Here is a 17,588-nt window from a genome sequence, read left to right as displayed (position 1 = left end):
TCCGATGACATGGGGTCATCGGATTTTGATCCTTTCAGTGAGATCGTCAAGCGATCTGTCTTAACTGATCGGCATTACGCCAATCGGCGGTTTTTTTTCGAATTCGTCCGTCAAGCTATAGACGGGTTGCCATTTCTCGTGTAGGATGCTCGGAATTTGTCAAAATTTCGTATTTTAGCGGAAATTGGTACTTTAAACAAAGATAAAAACATTATATTTCAGTGGCTTGGCTCTTTTCTCGGAGGTCGCGTTGACAAAGTCTGCCTTACTCGTACTCGAAGATGGAAGCGTATTTTCCGGCACAGCAATCGGTGCCGATGGGATCGCAGTCGGAGAAGTCGTTTTTAACACTTCGATGACCGGATATCAAGAAATCCTCACCGATCCATCTTATTCTCGCCAGATAGTAACTCTAACCTACCCACATATCGGTAATACCGGTACTAACAATGAAGACACAGAATCCGATGCAGTTCATGCCTGTGGTCTTATTATTCGTGATCTTCCCCTCCTCGCCAGTAACTTCCGTAACCAACAATCCCTCAGTGATTACCTCAAAGCCAACAAGGTAGTCGGTATCGCCGATATCGACACCCGTAAGCTGACCCGTATTCTGCGGGAGAAGGGCGCTCAGGCCGGTTGCATTCTGGTGGGTGAGCAGGACGTAGACAAGGCGCTGGCCGCCGCCAAGGCATTCCCTGGACTGAAAGGCATGGACTTGGCCAAGGAAGTGACGACCGACAAGTCTTACACCTGGCGCAAGGGAACCTGGCGTTTGGAGAGCGGCCTGCCGGTCGATACTCCCGAGTCAGAACTCAAGTACAAGGTAGTGGCTTATGACTACGGCGTGAAGCAGAACATACTGCGAATGCTGGTAGACAGAGGCTGTGATGTGACTGTGGTTCCCGCACAAACGCCTGCCAGTGAAGTGCTGGCGATGGCACCGGATGGGGTATTCCTCTCCAACGGCCCCGGTGACCCGGAGCCATGTGACTACGCCATCAAGGCGATTCGGCAAATTCTCGAAACCGATATCCCGGTATTCGGCATCTGCCTTGGCCACCAACTGCTGGCGCTGGCCAACGGTGCCAAGACGCTGAAGATGAAGTTTGGTCACCACGGCGCCAACCACCCGGTAAGCGATATTGACAAAGGCACTGTGATGATCACCAGTCAGAACCATGGTTTTGCTGCCGATGAAGCCACATTGCCTGCCAACATCAAGGTGACTCACAAGTCGCTGTTTGATGGCTCACTGCAAGGGATCCACCTGACAGACAAGCCGGCTTTCAGCTTCCAGGGCCACCCTGAAGCGAGTCCGGGGCCGCACGATTGTGCGCCTCTGTTCGATCACTTTATCGAACTGATTGAGCAATACCGTCACCAAGTCAAGCTGTAATCGCCGGGAGAAGATAGAAAAAAATGCCAAAACGTACTGATATTCAAAGTATTCTTATCCTGGGTGCCGGCCCAATCGTTATCGGTCAGGCCTGTGAGTTTGACTATTCGGGAGCCCAGGCCTGTAAGGCGCTGAGAGAAGAGGGTTACCGGGTTATTCTGGTGAACTCCAACCCTGCAACCATTATGACAGACCCGGAAATGGCCGATGCCACATACATCGAGCCTATCCACTGGGAAGTGGTGCGCAACATTATCGCCAAAGAACGCCCCGATGCGATTCTGCCAACCATGGGCGGTCAGACGGCGCTGAACTGCGCCCTGGAACTGGAAGCCAAAGGCGTATTGAAAGAGTTTGACGTCGAGATGATCGGTGCCACTGCCGATGCCATCGATAAGGCCGAAGACCGTGCCCGTTTCGACAAGGCGATGAAGAGTATCGGTCTCGAGTGTCCTCGTGCCGGTATTGCCCACAGCATGGAAGAAGCGCACAAGGTACTGAATGAAGTGGGCTTCCCCTGCATCATTCGCCCCTCTTTCACTATGGGCGGCAGCGGTGGCGGTATCGCTTACAACGTCGAAGAGTTTGAAGAGATCTGTACCCGAGGTCTGGACTTGTCGCCGACCAATGAGCTGCTGATTGACGAGTCGCTGATTGGCTGGAAAGAGTACGAGATGGAAGTGGTGCGCGATCGTAACGATAACTGCATCATAGTCTGCGCCATCGAAAACTTTGACCCCATGGGTGTACACACAGGTGACTCCATCACAGTTGCACCGGCTCAGACCCTGACCGACAAAGAATATCAACTGATGCGTAACGCCTCCATGGCGGTGCTGCGGGAAATCGGTGTTGAAACCGGTGGTTCCAACGTGCAGTTTGGTATCGACCCCAAAGATGGTCGCATGGTGATCATCGAGATGAACCCACGGGTATCGCGCTCATCTGCGCTGGCCTCCAAGGCGACCGGTTTCCCGATTGCCAAGGTTGCGGCCAAGCTGGCGGTGGGCTTTACCCTGGATGAGCTGATGAACGACATTACCGGCGGTTTGACTCCGGCTTCGTTCGAGCCTTCTATCGACTATGTGGTTACCAAAATTCCTCGCTTCAACTTCGAGAAGTTTGCCGGCTCCAACGACCGCCTGACCACTCAGATGAAGTCTGTCGGTGAAGTGATGGCCATCGGCCGTACCTTCCAGGAGTCGATGCAAAAAGCTCTGCGCGGCCTGGAAACTGGGATGACAGGTTTTGACCCTATCGTGGATATCAACGAGCCGGAAGCCCTGGCCAAGATACGTTACGAGTTGCAGGATGTCGGCCCTGAGCGCCCTTGGTATATCGCCGATGCTTTCCGCGCCGGCATGTCTATGGAAGGTATCCGTCGCATCACCAACATAGACCCTTGGTTCCTGGTGCAGATTGAAGATCTGGTGCTGCAGGAAGAGAAGGTCAAGGAAAGCGGCTGGAGCGGTCTTACCCAGGAGTTCCTGCGCAAGTTGAAGCGTAAAGGTTTCTCCGATGCGCGCCTGGCGTCACTGCTGGGGGTTTCTGAAAGTGAAGTGCGCAAACTGCGTCACAAGTATGAACTCTTCCCTGTCTACAAGCGGGTAGATACCTGCGCCGCCGAGTTCGCCACGGATACCGCCTACATGTACTCCACCTACGAGGAAGAGTGTGAGGCCAATCCGTCCGATAAAGACAAGATCATGGTGATAGGTGGCGGCCCCAACCGTATCGGTCAGGGTATCGAGTTCGACTACTGTTGTGTGCATGCGGCGCTGGCGATGCGTGAAGACGGTTATGAAACCATTATGGTTAACTGTAACCCTGAAACCGTTTCCACTGACTATGACACCTCTGACAGACTCTACTTTGAACCTGTTACCCTGGAAGACGTACTGGAAATCGTGCGGGTTGAGCAGCCCAAAGGGGTTATCGTGCAGTATGGTGGCCAAACGCCACTGAAACTGGCCCGCGCCCTGGAAGCCGCAGGTGTGCCCATCATAGGAACCAGCCCGGATGCCATCGACCGCGCCGAAGACCGTGAGCGCTTCCAACAAGCGGTTGAGCGTTTGGGGCTGAAACAGCCTGAAAACAGCACAGTGACCAATCTGGAGCAGGCGGTACTGGATGCCGAGCGTATAGGTTACCCTCTGGTGGTTCGTCCCTCCTATGTATTGGGTGGCCGGGCGATGGAAATCGTCTACGATGAGCAGGATCTGCGCCGTTACTTCAACGAAGCCGTGAGCGTATCCAACGAGTCGCCGGTACTGCTGGACCGCTTCCTGGATGACGCCACCGAAGTAGACGTGGACGCCATCTGCGATGGTAAAGACGTGGTTATCGGCGGCATCATGGAGCATATCGAACAGGCCGGTGTTCACTCAGGTGACTCAGGTTGTTCACTGCCTCCTTACACTCTCTCCAAGGCGATTCAGGATGAGATGCGCGAGCAGGTACGCAAGCTGGCGCTGGAACTGGGCGTTGTTGGTCTGATGAACGTGCAGTTTGCGGTCAAGAGCGACGTGATTTACCTGATTGAGGTGAACCCGCGTGCCGCCCGCACAGTGCCTTTCGTCTCCAAGGCCACAGGCGTGCCTCTGGCCAAGATTGCCGCCCGGGTAATGGCCGGTACTTCACTGGCCGAACAGCAACATACTCAGGAAGTGATCCCGCCTTACTACTCAGTGAAGGAAGTGGTTCTGCCGTTCAACAAGTTCCCGGGTGTTGACCCTCTGCTCGGCCCTGAAATGCGCTCTACCGGTGAGGTGATGGGTGTGGGTGATACCTTCGCCGAAGCCTACGCCAAGGCGCAACTGGGCTCAGTGAAGGATGTACCCAAGTCAGGCCGCGCTCTGTTGTCTGTTCGTCACAGCGACAAGAAGCGGGTTTCGGATCTGGCGGCCAAGCTGATTGAACTCGGCTATGAGCTGGATGCCACCCACGGCACGGCAGTGGTGCTGGGTGAAGCGGGTATCAATCCCCGCCTGGTGAACAAGGTGCATGAAGGTCGTCCACACATTCTTGACCGGATCAAGAACGGTGAATACACCTACATAGTGAATACCACTGAGGGTCGTCAGGCCATCGAGGATTCCAGACAGCTGCGCCGCGGCGCGCTGCAGCACAAGGTGAACTACACCACCACCATGAACGCGGCTTTTGCAACCTGTATGGCCCATGATGCCGACGACAGAAGCAATGTTGCCTCAGTGCAGGAACTGCACGCCAGGGTCAACAAGTAAACGCTGTCAGTCAGTAACTGAAAGTGACCAGGCCACCCATTAGGGTGGCCTGTTTTTTTGTAGGCCGGATGAAACACCTTGGCTTTGGGATCTTGGCGGCTCTTGCTAAACTCGCCCATTATCAAGGCGTTTCATTTAAGATGCTGCAATCAAGATGTTTCAGGGAAAGGAAGTGATGATACTCGAGTCTGTCTCAAAGGAGCCCAAGGGCCGGGAAAATGTTGCAGGGCGAGTCAAAGGGCTGTTCAACCGGCGGAGCAAAGCACAGGCTCTTGCCTTGAGTTTTGGCCTGGCTTTGAGCCTCTGCAGCAACGGTGTGCGGGCCGATATCAACACTGTGCCTTTGGTGGCACCCTTGTATCACGGCGGCGATCTGCTGCAAAAGCAGCTGTTTAAAGGGTTGGAGCTCAGTGTCACCACAGGGCGCGATCTGGCGATATTTTCTGTTGCCGGTATGAGCCTGGATGCCTACATTTTAACGCTGCCGCTCGATGCGCCGACCAAGGCCAGGGTCATAGCCCGGCTGTCTGATCCTTTCTACAGCATCCCCCTTGGGCATTTTCTCTACCTTTTTTACGACAGATACAGCCGCGCCGAGAACCGGGATCAGTTCCGGGATTATCTGCTGAGCCAATACAGCAAGGAGCAAATCGCGCCCTGGCAGCATTCGCTGTTCAGCCTGGAAGAGCAGGTTAAAGACAACACCGAACCGACCGCTGAAGCCAATGACAGACGCGAGGGCATGACGCTCAATCGCCAGTTGGTTGCCATGTTGGTGACTGTCTATGATCGCCTGTTCAACAATGATGACTGGGCCCTTGGCAAGATACTGCCGGAGCATTACAACTATCTTGGCGATAGCCCCGAAGATCTGGCGTTGATTGCCGACATTCAGCCGCTGATCATCACTGAGATTGGCAAGTATGTCGGCAGTCTGCCTGAGGGGGATATGCGCAGCGCCCTCGAGCTGATTATTGAAGATGGCAAGGCGGAAAATGCCGCCAAGGTAAACAACAAGGCGCAGGCGATAACCGTTACCCTTATCGACTTTGTCCGTCTCAATGTGCTCAAGGCCTATCGCCAATATGCATTACCGGCGCAGCGGGCAAAAGCCTTTTCGGCCTGGATGCAGGCCAGTCTCAAGGAAGATCCCAAGGGGCTGAGTGATTTTCTGGCAAGTTGGAGTCAACGCCCAAGAGCGGTGCAGATAACGGTAGATGGCTTGAGCCAGGGACTGATGCAGGCGTTGGTTGCACCCAATTCCGGCCCTTATCTCAAAGAAGTACTTGCCAGGGACGCGGCTTTGTCGCAACTCACGCCCGCGTCAGCCAAGGGGCGGCCGCAGCACACTCCCAAGCAGGACTTTTTGCGTCAGCTGGTGAAAAATGGCGCCACCGACCAGTACTATCTGCCGTTTTTCAAGTCACTCTATCGCCGGAGTGAGAATGGCATAGCCACAGGAGGCATCTCTTCCACGCCGACCATCAGTGTGCGCAATCTGCCGATTATCAAGACAGGCGCCGCAGTGTCCGGTAAGGGCGGCACAGGGATCCCCAATTTTCACTTTGTCGATCGCACCCGTGACCGGGCCTATTACTTTTTCGGCAACGACGCCCTGCAGCTCGAAAATCTGGTGGAGAGCCGCGGCATGCGTACCATGTTCGACCGGCTGAATTATCTCAAGACCTTAAACTGCAACGCCCAATATGACTGGAACGCCCAGACCAGTTTCGATGCCCTGGTTAATCTGGGGCTGGGGGAAGCGATCCGTGATTTTGGTGAGCAGCGCTGTCTCAATGAGTTGTCGCTGCGCGCCGAAGCCGAGAGGGACTTGCAACATAGCGTGGCGGCGGTTCGCAAGCAACTCGAGGCCTACGACAAGATGGGGGCCTGGCGGCTGTTTTCCCGCATGAGCTTGCGGGGTAAGCTCAATGAACAGCTCAATGAGCTGGCCTTGCTGAGTGAACAGGCGATGCCGGACTATCTGCTTATTTATAACCCCTGGCCGGATCATTTCGCCCATTTCAAGGGGCCGTTCAGCGACGAAATCATAGCGCCGACCGGTGAGCTTAACCGGCTCGATTACTGGCTTGGCCGTCTGGACAGGGTGTATCGGGACGCGGGTATCTACCCGCAGACGCTGTGGGGCATGGCCGGCGATCATGGTTTGGCACCTGTGTATCACACCCTTAACCCCGAACTGGTGCTGCAAGATGCGCTCAAGCAACGCGGGGTCGAGCTCAAGATAAGCAAAATCTCCTCTGATGAAGGGGAAGGCCCCAAAATAACCAACAACCTCAACCCGCCTTCACTGCATGGGGTAGACTTGGTGATAGCCTCTACCGCAGGTGGTAACTATATGCTGGACTTCTTTAACTCGGACCGAGGTTGGCAGGTGCAACCCTTGTATCAGGAGTTGACCCGTTTTAAGGTCAAAGAAAGCGAGGCGCTGGATATGGTCAGCCTGCTTGCCGATGAGTTGCAGGAATCGCTGGATTATCTGGTGGTGCGTCAAAGTGATTGCACACTTGATAGCTGCTCTGTGCGTTTGGTGGGATATAGAAACGGGCAGCGCCGAGATGAAATGATCAGTCGTGACTCGGGCGCTATCCGTTATCAGGCGCTTGATGATAAAGGCGCGCCTGAGCTGCTGGCACTGGCTCAGAGTAACCCTTATCTGTTGCCGCTGTCTGATGTTCAGTTATCGGCCAAACAACAACTGCTCGAATTGTGCCTGGGGAGTGCCAAGGGCTGCAGCGCCGAGCAGTGGCGCAATCTGGCGGCCATGAGTCCCAGACCCGATGCCGTGGTGCAGCTGGCACACCTCTATGATGAAGACCGGGCCGGCACCATCAACCTCTTCCCCAAAGAGGGGTTTGGTTACAACACCCTGGTGCCGGGTCGTCATGCGGGCGAGCATTATCTGGAAAAAGATGCCTTCATAGGTTTCTGGGGCGAGCCTAGCAAACCCGGCCAGAGATTGGGGCCGCTGGATAACGGCTCACTGGCACCGACTTTGTATCAGTACCTTACCGGTGAGCAGGTCGAGGTAGGAGACAATGGTTGGGGCTATCCCTCTGTGCTTTCGAGTCTTAACTGAGATGAATTTATTATCGTCGGTGCCACAGAAACAGAGATTTTTGTCGCCATCACTGGCAAGCCTGCCATGCCTTAGGTAAGCTTGTAGCCAAGATGAATTGAGTTTTGGCCGGTGTGTTCCCCGGTATTCCGCTATGCATCCCTGGCGCCGCAGACAAAATGGCGCCCATTCACCCGAAAAATGAGTCTCTGTTGGCCCTTGGCTGACGGAGGCTGCTTTTGTTTGACAGGAGACGAAAGAGATTATGAACAAGGTTCCCATGACCCTGGTTGGGGCAGAACAGTTGCGCAAAGAACTGGATATACTCAAGTTTGATCGCCGTCCCAAGATCACCGAGGCAATTGCCGCGGCGCGTGAACTGGGGGATTTGAAAGAAAACGCCGAATACCATGCCGCCCGTGAAGAGCAAGGCATTTGCGAAGCCCGTATCCGCGATATCGAAGGCAAACTGTCCAACGCCCAGATCATTGATGTGACCAAGATGCCCAACAATGGCCGGATCATCTTTGGTTCTACCGTGACCATACTGAACCTGGACACAGATGCCGAAGTGACTTACCGCATTGTTGGTGACGATGAGGCGAATATCAAAGAGAACCTGATCTCGGTGAACTCCCCAATTGCCCGTGGCCTTATCGGTAAAAATCTGGGGGATGAAGTCAATATTCAAACTCCCGGTGGCCTGGCAGAATATGAAGTTGTTGCCGTCGAATATATCTGATTGCGTTATCAAGCCGCCTCCGGGCGGCTTTTTTGTGCAAGATGGACAAAGTTTAATTTGCCCGCCAGGGCTTGAAAGGCTAGCATCCGCCCAAATAACCATTATCAATGGACACCTTGTTGCTGAAAATCATGCGCCTCTTTACCCTGCTGATCGCCATAGGTCTGCTGGGAAATGTGTATTCCGGGATTGCCTCAGATGCAACCTGGAAGGCGTTTGAACAGGCTTTGCCCGAGCTCAGTCAGCAAGATGCTGACAAAGAGCCGTTGTCCATAGCTTCATCTACCTCAGTTGGTCAGGAGTCTCAAGTCCAAGAGGCCCGGTATCACAAGTTTGGCAAGCATGATGCTAGTGGCAGAGCTGAGGTGGATGGCAAGGTTTCCCTGTCTGACTTATCCAAGTTGCTGCGCTCCGAGCAGGGCGACCAACTCTATTCTGCCCCTGGTGCTCGTCTGCGCTGTCTCAGTATGGCCGCTCAGCAGGATGTGCCCGAGCCGCCCTATGAATTGGCGTTTGAAATCGCTATGCCACCGGCGCCAGTGCTCAGCATAGGTTTTGCCGAGCAGTTGCCTATCGAGCAGAATTGGACCTTAACGCACCCCGGGGCTGGTTTGCGCCTTGGGGGCTGGAAAGACGCCAACCTCTGCTATCGCTTCAGTCAGCAGGCCGCCTGACGCTCTCTTCCGGGCTTTTCTGTCCGGGTTTCACTTCATCTGTTGTCAGTCACTCCTTCATTGGATGACTGCGACTGTGATATGTGGCTTAAGCCACGAGTCGAAAAGAGAGCATAAATATGATAACTGACTCATTATTAAAGAGTAATGGCCGTGGGCGCCAGCCTAAAAAATTGCTTAATCACTACAGCGCCTGGAAATATCTGGTGTTGGTAGTCACTCTGGTGGTGATGGCGCTGAGCGCCTTGCCAACCTGGTATGGTGAAGATGCCGCGGTGCAAATTTCTCCCAAGGCTGGAATAGCCTTATCTCCGACCCAGATAGTTTCTGAACTGGCCAAGGCCGATATTCTCGTCAAGCGCCTGGACAGCAAAGATCAGCAAACCTTGGTTATTCTCAATGACGAAGGCCAACAGACACTGGCCAAGTCATTGCTGGCCAATCATGCCCAAGATCCGGCTGAGCTCACTTTGGCCTTGAGCCCGGCGGCGCCCGAGTGGCTGCTCGGCATGGGATTTGAACCCATTAAACTGGGACTGGATCTTCGTGGTGGGGTGCAGTTTCTGTTGGATGTGGATATTGCTCCTGTGTATCAGACTCAAGGCAGTTCATTGGCCGACGCCCTGCGCGCCTTTGCCAGAGAAAAGGGGATCCGTGGCTTAAGTGTGCGTCAGGGCGCTGAAGAGCAACTGACTGTGATTATGCCTGAGGCGGCTCGCGCCGAGGTGCGGCAATTTATGGCCAAGCAATACCCACTTTGGCAGGTGAGCAGCGATAACAGTCAACTCAAGCTGGTGCTGACGGAGGCCGAGAAAATCAACCTGCGTAATCTGACGGTGCAGCAAAATCTGCAGATCATGCGTACCCGAATTGAGGAACTGGGGATCACCGAAGCCTTGGTGCAGCGTCAGGGCGAGAGCCGCATCCGTATCGAGCTGCCCGGTGTTCAAGACCCGGCGGCCGCCAAGAGCGTGATAGGGGCGACCGCGACTCTGGCCTTCTATGAGGTTAAGGATAGTGCCACCGGCGCCATCTTGATTAAAGACAAGTCCGGCAATCCTGTGCCCGTGGCACGTAAACCTGTGCTGACCGGCGAGCATATTGTCGATGCCCGTGCCGGAATAGGAGAAATGGGCGCTGCAGAGGTGAATATTACCCTGGACAGTGAAGGCGGCCGCCGTATGACCGACTTCTCCCGAGGCCATATCGGTAAACCTATGGCCACGGCATACAGTGAGTACAGTCGCGATGCCGATGGCAAGGCGGTGCAAAGCAATGAAATTATCAGTGTCGCCACCATCCAGTCTGTGCTGCCGGAGCGTTTTCGGATAACCGGCGCCGGTAGTTATCAGGATGCGCAGCAATTGGCTCTTTTGCTGCGGGCCGGCTCTATGACTGCGCCTGTCACCATAGTTGAAGAGCGCACCATAGGCCCGACGCTGGGGGCAGAAAATATTCACAACGGCTTTGCCGCCCTGGCGCTCGGTCTGGGGATCACCCTGGTGTTTATGGCGCTTTGGTATCGCAGACTGGGCTGGGTCGCCAACCTGGCACTGCTGGCTAATATGGTGCTGCTGTTTGGTTTGCTGGCCTTGATCCCCGGCGCGGTGCTGACGCTCCCCGGGATTGCCGGTTTGGTGCTGACAGTGGGGATGGCGGTGGATACCAATGTGCTGATTTTCGAGCGGATCCGCGACAAGCTTCGTGAAGGGCGAGCATTGGCGCACGCCATTGACAAGGGCTTTGACAGCGCCTTCTCCACCATTTTCGATGCCAACTTCACCACTATGATCACCGCCGTAGTGCTCTACGCCATAGGTAATGGTCCTATTCAGGGGTTTGCGCTGACGCTGGGACTGGGGTTATTGACCAGTATGTTCAGCGGGATTTTTGCCTCAAGGGCGATTATCAATCTGGTTTATGGCAAGAACTTCAGCCGCGACGTGAGGGTTTAATATTATGATTAATATGAAAAATGCAACCAAGTGGCGTTATTTCAGCAGCGCGATTTCTGTAGTTTTGATGATAGTGTCCATCAGTGTGATTGCCGTCAAGGGGCTCAACTGGGGGCTGGATTTTACCGGCGGTGTGGTCAGTGAAATCCGTATCGAAAGCTCAATCAGCGCCAAGACGTTGCAACCTTTGTTGCAGCAGGCCTATGGTCAGGAAGTCAGCCTGATTGCTGCCGGTGAGCCGGGACGCTGGGTGCTGCGTTATGCCGCGCCAAGTGCCGGACAGAGTATGCCCGAAATGCCGGAAGTGTTGGCGGGTATGAACACTCAGGTGGAAGTGCTCAATACCAGCATAGTCGGGCCTCAGGTCGGCCAGGAGTTGGCTGAGCAGGGCGGTTTGGCTTTGCTGGTGGCTATGCTGTGTATTCTGGGCTATCTCTCTTACCGCTTTGAGTGGCGTCTGGCAGCCGGCGCGGTATTTGCTCTGGTACATGATGTTATCTTTGTGCTGGCTTTTTTTGCCGCCACTCAGATGGAGTTCAACCTGACGGTGCTGGCGGCTGTGTTGGCCATTTTGGGATATTCGCTCAACGATTCCATCATTATTGCCGACAGGATCCGCGAATTGCTGGCTGCCAAACCCAAGCTGGCGGTAAAAGACATCAATAACCAGGCGATTGCTGCCACTTTTGCCCGAACCATGGTGACATCCGGTACTACCCTGATGACCATTTCAGCGCTGTGGATCATGGGCGGAGGTCCCTTGGAAGGATTTTCCATCGCTATGTTTATCGGGGTGTTGACCGGTACCTTCTCATCGATATCAGTTGGTACTTCATTGCCGGAATGGTTGGGACTGTCCAGTGAACATTATCGGGTGACGCCTGTGACCCAGACACCCTGATTGAAACCCGTCAATTAATACTGATTTAATCCACCGGCGCCACAATGTGCGCGCCGATGGGATACTGGCAACAAAAAAGCCACCTTAATTAGGTGGCTTTTTTGAGGGGAATGGGCTTATCTGGCCTTGGGCAGAGCGATTTTCATCTCTTCGGATTGGCGGAAGAGCACCAATACATGGCCTATCAGCTGCACCTTGGTTGCCTGGGTTTCACGGACAATGGCATCAACGATAGCGGCTTTCAGTTCTCTGTCTTCAGAGGCGACTTTAACTTTAATCAGCTCATGATGAGAGAGCGCATTATCAATTTCAGCCAGTACCCCTTCAGTCAGGCCATTGGCACCAAGCAGCACTACTGGCTTGAGGCTGTGTGCCAGGCCCTTTAGATGCTGTTTCTGTTTGGTTGTTAAGTTCATTTCTACCAACTTTTGCTGAGTTACTGTTGAAAAGCCGCTATTCTACCCTCATATAGCCCTTGTGTAACTCTCATTTGTTGCGGATTTTGAATGTCAGGTAAGAAACGTACGGCCAGTTCCACCCGTTGGATGCAGGAACACTTTGATGATCACTATGTCAAATTGGCACAAAAACGGGGGCTGCGTTCGCGGGCCGCGTTCAAGTTAGAGGAGCTGCAACAAAAAGATCAGCTGATTAAACCCGGGATGACAGTGGTTGACCTGGGGGCCGCTCCCGGAGGTTGGTCTCAGGTAGCAGCCAAGTTGGTCGGTGAAAAAGGTAAAGTGGTTGCCTGTGATATTTTACCGATGGACCCAATCGTTGGCGTCGATTTCCTTCAGGGAGACTTCCGTGAGGAAAAAGTCCTTGAGGCCTTGCTGACTCGTGTAGGGGAAGATAAGGTTGACTTGGTGCTCTCGGATATGGCGCCCAATATGAGTGGTTCAGATGGTGTGGATCAGCCCAGAGCCATGTATTTAGTGGAGTTGGCGCTGGATATGTGTCATCAGGTGTTGGCAGCCAATGGCAGTTTTGCTGTTAAAGTCTTTCAGGGGGAGGGCTTTGACGAGTATATGAAAGCAGTCAGACAAGCGTTCAAGACTGTAAAAACCCGTAAGCCGGATTCCTCCAGGCCACGTTCTCGCGAGGTCTATCTGGTAGCGACAGGGTACAAGTTGTAGTACCCTGATTGAAGTAAATCTCAAGACTTTGTGAGGTTCAGTAATTGAGTGACATGGCAAAAAATTTGATTCTCTGGGTGGTCATCGCCGTGGTGCTGATGTCCGTGTTCCAGGGTTACTCCCCCTCTTCTTCGTCAGCGCAGAAGATGGATTATTCGACTTTCCTGGACGATGTTCGTAGCGGCCAAGTCAGCAACGTGGAAGTGAAAAGCGACCAACGTACGATAGAAGGCGTTAAAAAGTCCGGTGAAAAGTTCACCACCATTATGCCCTTGTATGACCAGGATCTGATCAATGACCTGGATCGTAAAGGCATCCGTATGAAAGGGCAGGAAGCCGAAGAGTCAGGATTCCTGACACAGATCTTTATCTCCTGGTTCCCCATGCTGCTGCTTATCGGGGTGTGGATCTTCTTTATGCGACAGATGCAGGGCGGTGGCGGTAAAGGCGCCATGTCCTTTGGCAAGAGTAAAGCCAAGCTGATGAGCGAAGATCAGATTAAGACCACCTTTGCCGATGTGGCCGGTTGTGATGAGGCCAAGGAAGAGGTGAAGGAGATGGTGGATTATCTGCGTGATCCGACTAAGTTCCAGAAACTCGGTGGCCGTATTCCTACCGGTGTCTTGATGGTTGGTCCTCCAGGTACAGGTAAAACCTTGCTCGCCAAGGCGATTGCCGGTGAAGCCAAGGTGCCTTTCTTTACCATCTCAGGTTCTGACTTTGTGGAAATGTTTGTCGGTGTCGGTGCCTCCCGGGTACGTGACATGTTCGAGCAGGCCAAAAAGTCGGCGCCATGTATCATCTTTATCGATGAAATCGACGCCGTTGGCCGTCAGCGTGGTGCCGGACTCGGTGGTGGTCACGACGAGCGTGAGCAAACATTGAACCAGATGCTGGTGGAAATGGACGGCTTTGAAGGTAATGAAGGTATTATCGTTATCGCCGCAACCAACCGTCCAGATGTGTTGGATGCCGCGCTGCTGCGTCCAGGCCGTTTCGACCGCCAGGTTGTAGTGGGGCTGCCGGATGTTCGCGGCCGTGAGCAAATTCTTAAAGTGCACATGCGTAAAGTGCCTTTGGGAGACGATGTTAAAGCCAGTGTGATTGCCCGCGGTACGCCTGGGTTCTCTGGTGCGGATCTTGCCAACCTGGTTAACGAGGCGGCACTGTTTGCTGCTCGCGGTAATCGCCGTGTAGTGACCATGGAAGAGTTTGAGAGTGCCAAAGACAAGATCATGATGGGCGCCGAGCGCCGCTCTATGGTGATGTCTGAGTCCGAGAAAGAGATGACGGCTTACCACGAAGCCGGTCACGCGATTGTGGGTTATCTTGTACCTGAGCACGACCCTGTGCATAAGGTAACCATTATCCCTCGAGGCCGCGCCTTGGGTGTGACCTTCTTCCTGCCGGAAGCCGATGCCATCAGTGAGAGCCGCCAGAAGCTGGAGAGTAAGATCTCCGTGGCCTACGGTGGTCGACTGGCCGAAGAGATTATCTTTGGCACTGAAAAAGTCTCTACCGGTGCATCTCAGGACATTAAATATGCCACGGCCATTGCCCGTAACATGGTGACCCAATGGGGCTTCTCCGAGCGACTCGGTCCACTGCTGTATGCAGAGGAAGAGGGTGAGGTATTCCTGGGCCGCTCCATGGCCAAGTCCAAGCATATGTCTGATGAGACAGCGGCCATCATAGACTCTGAAATCAAGGCCATCATTGACCGCAACTACCAGCGAGCCAAACAACTGCTGGATGAGAATATGGACGTACTGCACGCGATGAAAGATGCGCTGATGAAGTATGAGACCATAGACTCGCGCCAGATAGAGGACCTGATGGAGCGCCGCGAAGTGCGTCCTCCGGTCGATTGGCATATGGATGACAACGGTTCTTCCAACGGTAATAACGGCAATAAAGCTGCAAAGCCTGAAGAGACTGAAGTTGAAGAGCATGAGCCGAGTGATACAGCTGCAGATTTGGGCAAGCCCGGCGAGAGCCCGCTGAAATAGGCCCATTCTGAGGTTAAAGAAAACCCCGCAAGGGGTTTTCTTGTTTCTGCCGCAAGGCACAATACTAAATCCAAGAAAGATGTTCTCGCGCTTGACGCGTAAGGGAGTAATGAGTGTTTGAATTGAAGTCCGGTGCTCAGCAACTACTACTCGATGAGCCCAAGGTGATGGGGATCCTCAACGTAACCCCGGATTCGTTTTCCGATGGCGGGCGTTTTTCTTCCTTTGAACTGGCCTGCCAGCACGCCGACCAGATGGTGGCCGATGGCGCCGTGTTTATCGATATCGGCGGTGAGTCCACCCGGCCCGGTGCTGCCGATGTCAGTGTCGATGAGGAGCTTGCCCGGGTTGTCCCCCTGGTGGAGTATATTGCTGCCAAGCATCCCCAAATTTGGATCTCTTTGGATACCAGTAAAGCCGAAGTGATGCGTGCCGGTATCAATGCCGGCGCTCACCTTATCAATGATGTACGGGCCTTGCAGGAGCCGGGAGCCCTGCAAGCCGCTGCTGAGCTGCAGGTGCCTGTGTGCCTGATGCATATGCAAGGGCAGCCCAGAACCATGCAGAATGAGCCTCACTATGAGGATCTGCTCGCCGAGGTGAATGACTTCTTTGCCAAGCGTATCGAGGCCTGTATTGAAGCGGGGATCGCCAGAGAGGCAATATTGCTGGATCCGGGTTTTGGATTTGGCAAGACGCTGGAACACAATTATCATCTGCTGGCTCATTTACAAGAGCTGGCAAAATTTGATCTGCCTTTACTTATCGGACTGTCGCGAAAGAGTATGATAGGAAATCTGCTTGAGCGCAGCGTAGATAATAGATTGGCAGGCAGCCTGGCTGGCGCCATGCTGGCTGCTCAGCGGGGCGCACATATTATTCGGGTACATGATGTCGCAGAGACTTGCGATGTACTCAAGGTGATGGCTGCCAGCAAACGCTTTGGATAGGAAATGTATTTGGGATAAAAGCATTTCAAGCCAATAGGTCAGCCAATATTAGGTTTACAGTATATAGAATAGCCATTTGAAGATGGTTCTCAGTAGGAGTGAACGTGAGAAAGTTTTTTGGTACGGATGGGATCCGCGGCAAAGTCGGAGCGGGCAAGATGACCCCGGAGTTGGCTCTTAAGCTTGGCTGGGCTGCCGGTAGAGTCTTGTCCCGCAGTGGCACTCGTAAAGTGATCATAGGCAAGGATACCCGGATCTCTGGTTATCTGTTTGAGTCGGCGCTGGAAGCCGGCCTGTCTGCCGCCGGACTCAATGTGATGTTGATGGGCCCTATGCCTACGCCTGCAGTCGCCTACCTGACCCGAACTTTCCGCGCCGAGGCCGGAGTGGTTATCAGTGCATCTCACAATCCTTACTATGATAACGGTATCAAGTTTTTCTCCACAGATGGCAGCAAGCTGGATGACGAGTTGGAACTTGAGATTGAAGCCGAGCTGGAAAAGCCTCTGGTTTGTGTCGAGTCGCATCTACTGGGGAAGGTCTCCCGTATCGATGATGCCGCCGGTCGTTATATCGAATATTGCAAAGGTAACTTCCCGGCGGATCAAACCCTTGCCGGACTCAAGATAGTGGTGGACTGTGCTCACGGCGCAACCTATCACATTGCCCCCAATGTGTTCCGTGAACTGGGCGCCGAGGTAGTGACCATAGGGGATAAGCCCAATGGCATCAATATCAATGATCAAGTAGGTGCGACCTCCATGACCAAGATTTGTGAAACCGTGGTCAGCGAAGGCGCCGATCTGGGTATCGCCCTCGACGGTGATGGCGACCGTATCATGATGGTCAATCGACAAGGTGACATTATAGACGGCGACCAGATCCTCTATATTCTTGCCTGCGACGCGCAAAAGCGCGGCATCCTCAAAGGCGGGGTTGTCGGTACTCTGATGTCCAATCTCGGGCTCGAATTGGCGCTCAAACAGCTCAATATCCCTTTTGCCCGTTCCAAGGTCGGTGACCGCTATGTAATGGAACTGCTGAAAGAGAAAGATTGGCGCATAGGGGGGGAAAACTCAGGTCATATCCTCAATCTGGACCATGGCACGACTGGAGATGGCATAGTTGCAGGTATTCTTGTGCTGGCGGCCATGCGTCGTCACAACGCCTCACTGGAAGAATTGACCGAGTCGATGCAGATGTTGCCCCAGGTCCTTATTAATGTTCGCTTTGAAGGCAACTCAGATCCGCTGGCGTCGCAACTGGTACAAGATGCCCAGACTCAGGTTGAGTCGCAACTTGGCGAGCGTGGCCGGGTACTGCTGCGTAAATCCGGAACCGAACCTTTGATTCGGGTAATGGTGGAAGGGGATGATGAAGCCTTGGTGCGCGCCCATGCCGAAACCATAGCCGCTGCAGTCAAACAAGCGGTTTAAACTGGCATTCTTTAGCTTAATTAAAGTAAAATTAATAACTTAAGCTGGAATTGTGAGCGATT

General features: G+C 53.7%; 12 protein-coding genes. 11 read left to right on the top strand and 1 reads right to left on the bottom strand.

The window, feature by feature from the left end; translation table 11 throughout:
- Nucleotides 1-250 precede the first annotated feature (250 nt).
- The 7 genes from carA to secF all read left to right on the top strand — a co-directional run bounded on the left by carA (nucleotide 251) and on the right by secF (nucleotide 11,995).
- A complete protein-coding gene (carA, locus tag CX650_RS02730; RefSeq protein WP_101094952.1) occupies nucleotides 251-1,399 on the top strand; it encodes a glutamine-hydrolyzing carbamoyl-phosphate synthase small subunit in 1,149 nt (382 codons plus the stop codon).
- A 23-nt stretch (nucleotides 1,400-1,422) separates the two neighbouring features.
- Nucleotides 1,423-4,644, top strand: a complete 3,222-nt coding sequence (gene carB / locus CX650_RS02725; RefSeq protein WP_101094951.1) for a carbamoyl-phosphate synthase large subunit — start codon at nucleotides 1,423-1,425, stop codon at nucleotides 4,642-4,644.
- A 175-nt stretch (nucleotides 4,645-4,819) separates the two neighbouring features.
- Entirely contained in the window at nucleotides 4,820-7,744 is a 2,925-nt protein-coding gene (locus CX650_RS02720) for an alkaline phosphatase family protein (RefSeq protein WP_101094955.1), read from the top strand.
- A 244-nt stretch (nucleotides 7,745-7,988) separates the two neighbouring features.
- A complete protein-coding gene (greA, locus tag CX650_RS02715; RefSeq protein WP_039033631.1) occupies nucleotides 7,989-8,465 on the top strand; it encodes a transcription elongation factor GreA in 477 nt (158 codons plus the stop codon).
- Nucleotides 8,466-8,572: 107 nt separating this feature from the next.
- Entirely contained in the window at nucleotides 8,573-9,139 is a 567-nt protein-coding gene (locus tag CX650_RS02710) for a hypothetical protein (RefSeq protein ID WP_101094950.1), read from the top strand.
- Between the two features lie 119 nt (nucleotides 9,140-9,258).
- Nucleotides 9,259-11,094, top strand: a complete 1,836-nt coding sequence (secD, locus tag CX650_RS02705) for a protein translocase subunit SecD (protein WP_101094949.1) — start codon at nucleotides 9,259-9,261, stop codon at nucleotides 11,092-11,094.
- A 4-nt stretch (nucleotides 11,095-11,098) separates the two neighbouring features.
- Nucleotides 11,099-11,995: a protein translocase subunit SecF gene (secF, locus tag CX650_RS02700; protein WP_373297532.1), complete on the top strand. Its 897-nt coding sequence runs from the start codon at nucleotides 11,099-11,101 to the stop codon at nucleotides 11,993-11,995.
- Between the two features lie 116 nt (nucleotides 11,996-12,111).
- On the opposite strand, the gene yhbY is transcribed toward secF, so the two are convergent.
- Nucleotides 12,112-12,411 carry a ribosome assembly RNA-binding protein YhbY gene (gene yhbY, locus CX650_RS02695; protein WP_025009926.1) on the bottom strand — a complete coding sequence of 100 codons (300 nt, stop codon included), beginning with the start codon at nucleotides 12,409-12,411 and terminating at the stop codon, nucleotides 12,112-12,114.
- Between the two features lie 90 nt (nucleotides 12,412-12,501).
- Here yhbY and rlmE point away from each other — a divergent pair, with 90 nt between their 5' ends.
- The 4 genes from rlmE (at nucleotide 12,502) to glmM (ending at nucleotide 17,526) form a co-directional block, all read left to right on the top strand.
- Nucleotides 12,502-13,131 (top strand): 23S rRNA (uridine(2552)-2'-O)-methyltransferase RlmE, encoded by a 630-nt coding sequence (gene rlmE, locus CX650_RS02690; RefSeq protein WP_025009927.1) that lies wholly within the window; start codon nucleotides 12,502-12,504, stop codon nucleotides 13,129-13,131.
- Between the two features lie 44 nt (nucleotides 13,132-13,175).
- The gene (ftsH, locus tag CX650_RS02685; protein WP_101094948.1) at nucleotides 13,176-15,140 is read left to right on the top strand and encodes an ATP-dependent zinc metalloprotease FtsH; all 1,965 of its coding nucleotides are present in this window, start codon (nucleotides 13,176-13,178) and stop codon (nucleotides 15,138-15,140) included.
- Between the two features lie 113 nt (nucleotides 15,141-15,253).
- Entirely contained in the window at nucleotides 15,254-16,090 is an 837-nt protein-coding gene (gene folP / locus CX650_RS02680; protein WP_101094947.1) for a dihydropteroate synthase, read from the top strand.
- 98 nt (nucleotides 16,091-16,188) lie between these two features.
- Nucleotides 16,189-17,526, top strand: a complete 1,338-nt coding sequence (gene glmM / locus CX650_RS02675; RefSeq protein WP_039033634.1) for a phosphoglucosamine mutase — start codon at nucleotides 16,189-16,191, stop codon at nucleotides 17,524-17,526.
- Nucleotides 17,527-17,588: the final 62 nt, after the last annotated feature.

Source organism: Shewanella indica, from assembly GCF_002836975.1.
Taxonomy (GTDB): Bacteria; Pseudomonadota; Gammaproteobacteria; order Enterobacterales; family Shewanellaceae; genus Shewanella; species Shewanella indica.
This window is presented reverse-complemented; position numbering and strand designations above follow the sequence as displayed.

What these genes read in the sequence shown, in the direction of transcription:
- carB (WP_101094951.1), top strand. Translation starts at nt 1,423, where the DNA reads ATGCCAAAACGTACTGATATTCAAAGTATTCTTATCCTGGGTGCCGGC.
- CX650_RS02720 (WP_101094955.1), top strand. Translation starts at nt 4,820, where the DNA reads ATGATACTCGAGTCTGTCTCAAAGGAGCCCAAGGGCCGGGAAAATGTT.
- greA (WP_039033631.1), top strand. Translation starts at nt 7,989, where the DNA reads ATGAACAAGGTTCCCATGACCCTGGTTGGGGCAGAACAGTTGCGCAAA.
- CX650_RS02710 (WP_101094950.1), top strand. Translation starts at nt 8,573, where the DNA reads ATGGACACCTTGTTGCTGAAAATCATGCGCCTCTTTACCCTGCTGATC.
- secD (WP_101094949.1), top strand. Translation starts at nt 9,259, where the DNA reads ATGATAACTGACTCATTATTAAAGAGTAATGGCCGTGGGCGCCAGCCT.
- secF (WP_373297532.1), top strand. Translation starts at nt 11,099, where the DNA reads ATGATTAATATGAAAAATGCAACCAAGTGGCGTTATTTCAGCAGCGCG.
- yhbY (WP_025009926.1), bottom strand. Translation starts at nt 12,411, where the DNA reads ATGAACTTAACAACCAAACAGAAACAGCATCTAAAGGGCCTGGCACAC.
- rlmE (WP_025009927.1), top strand. Translation starts at nt 12,502, where the DNA reads ATGTCAGGTAAGAAACGTACGGCCAGTTCCACCCGTTGGATGCAGGAA.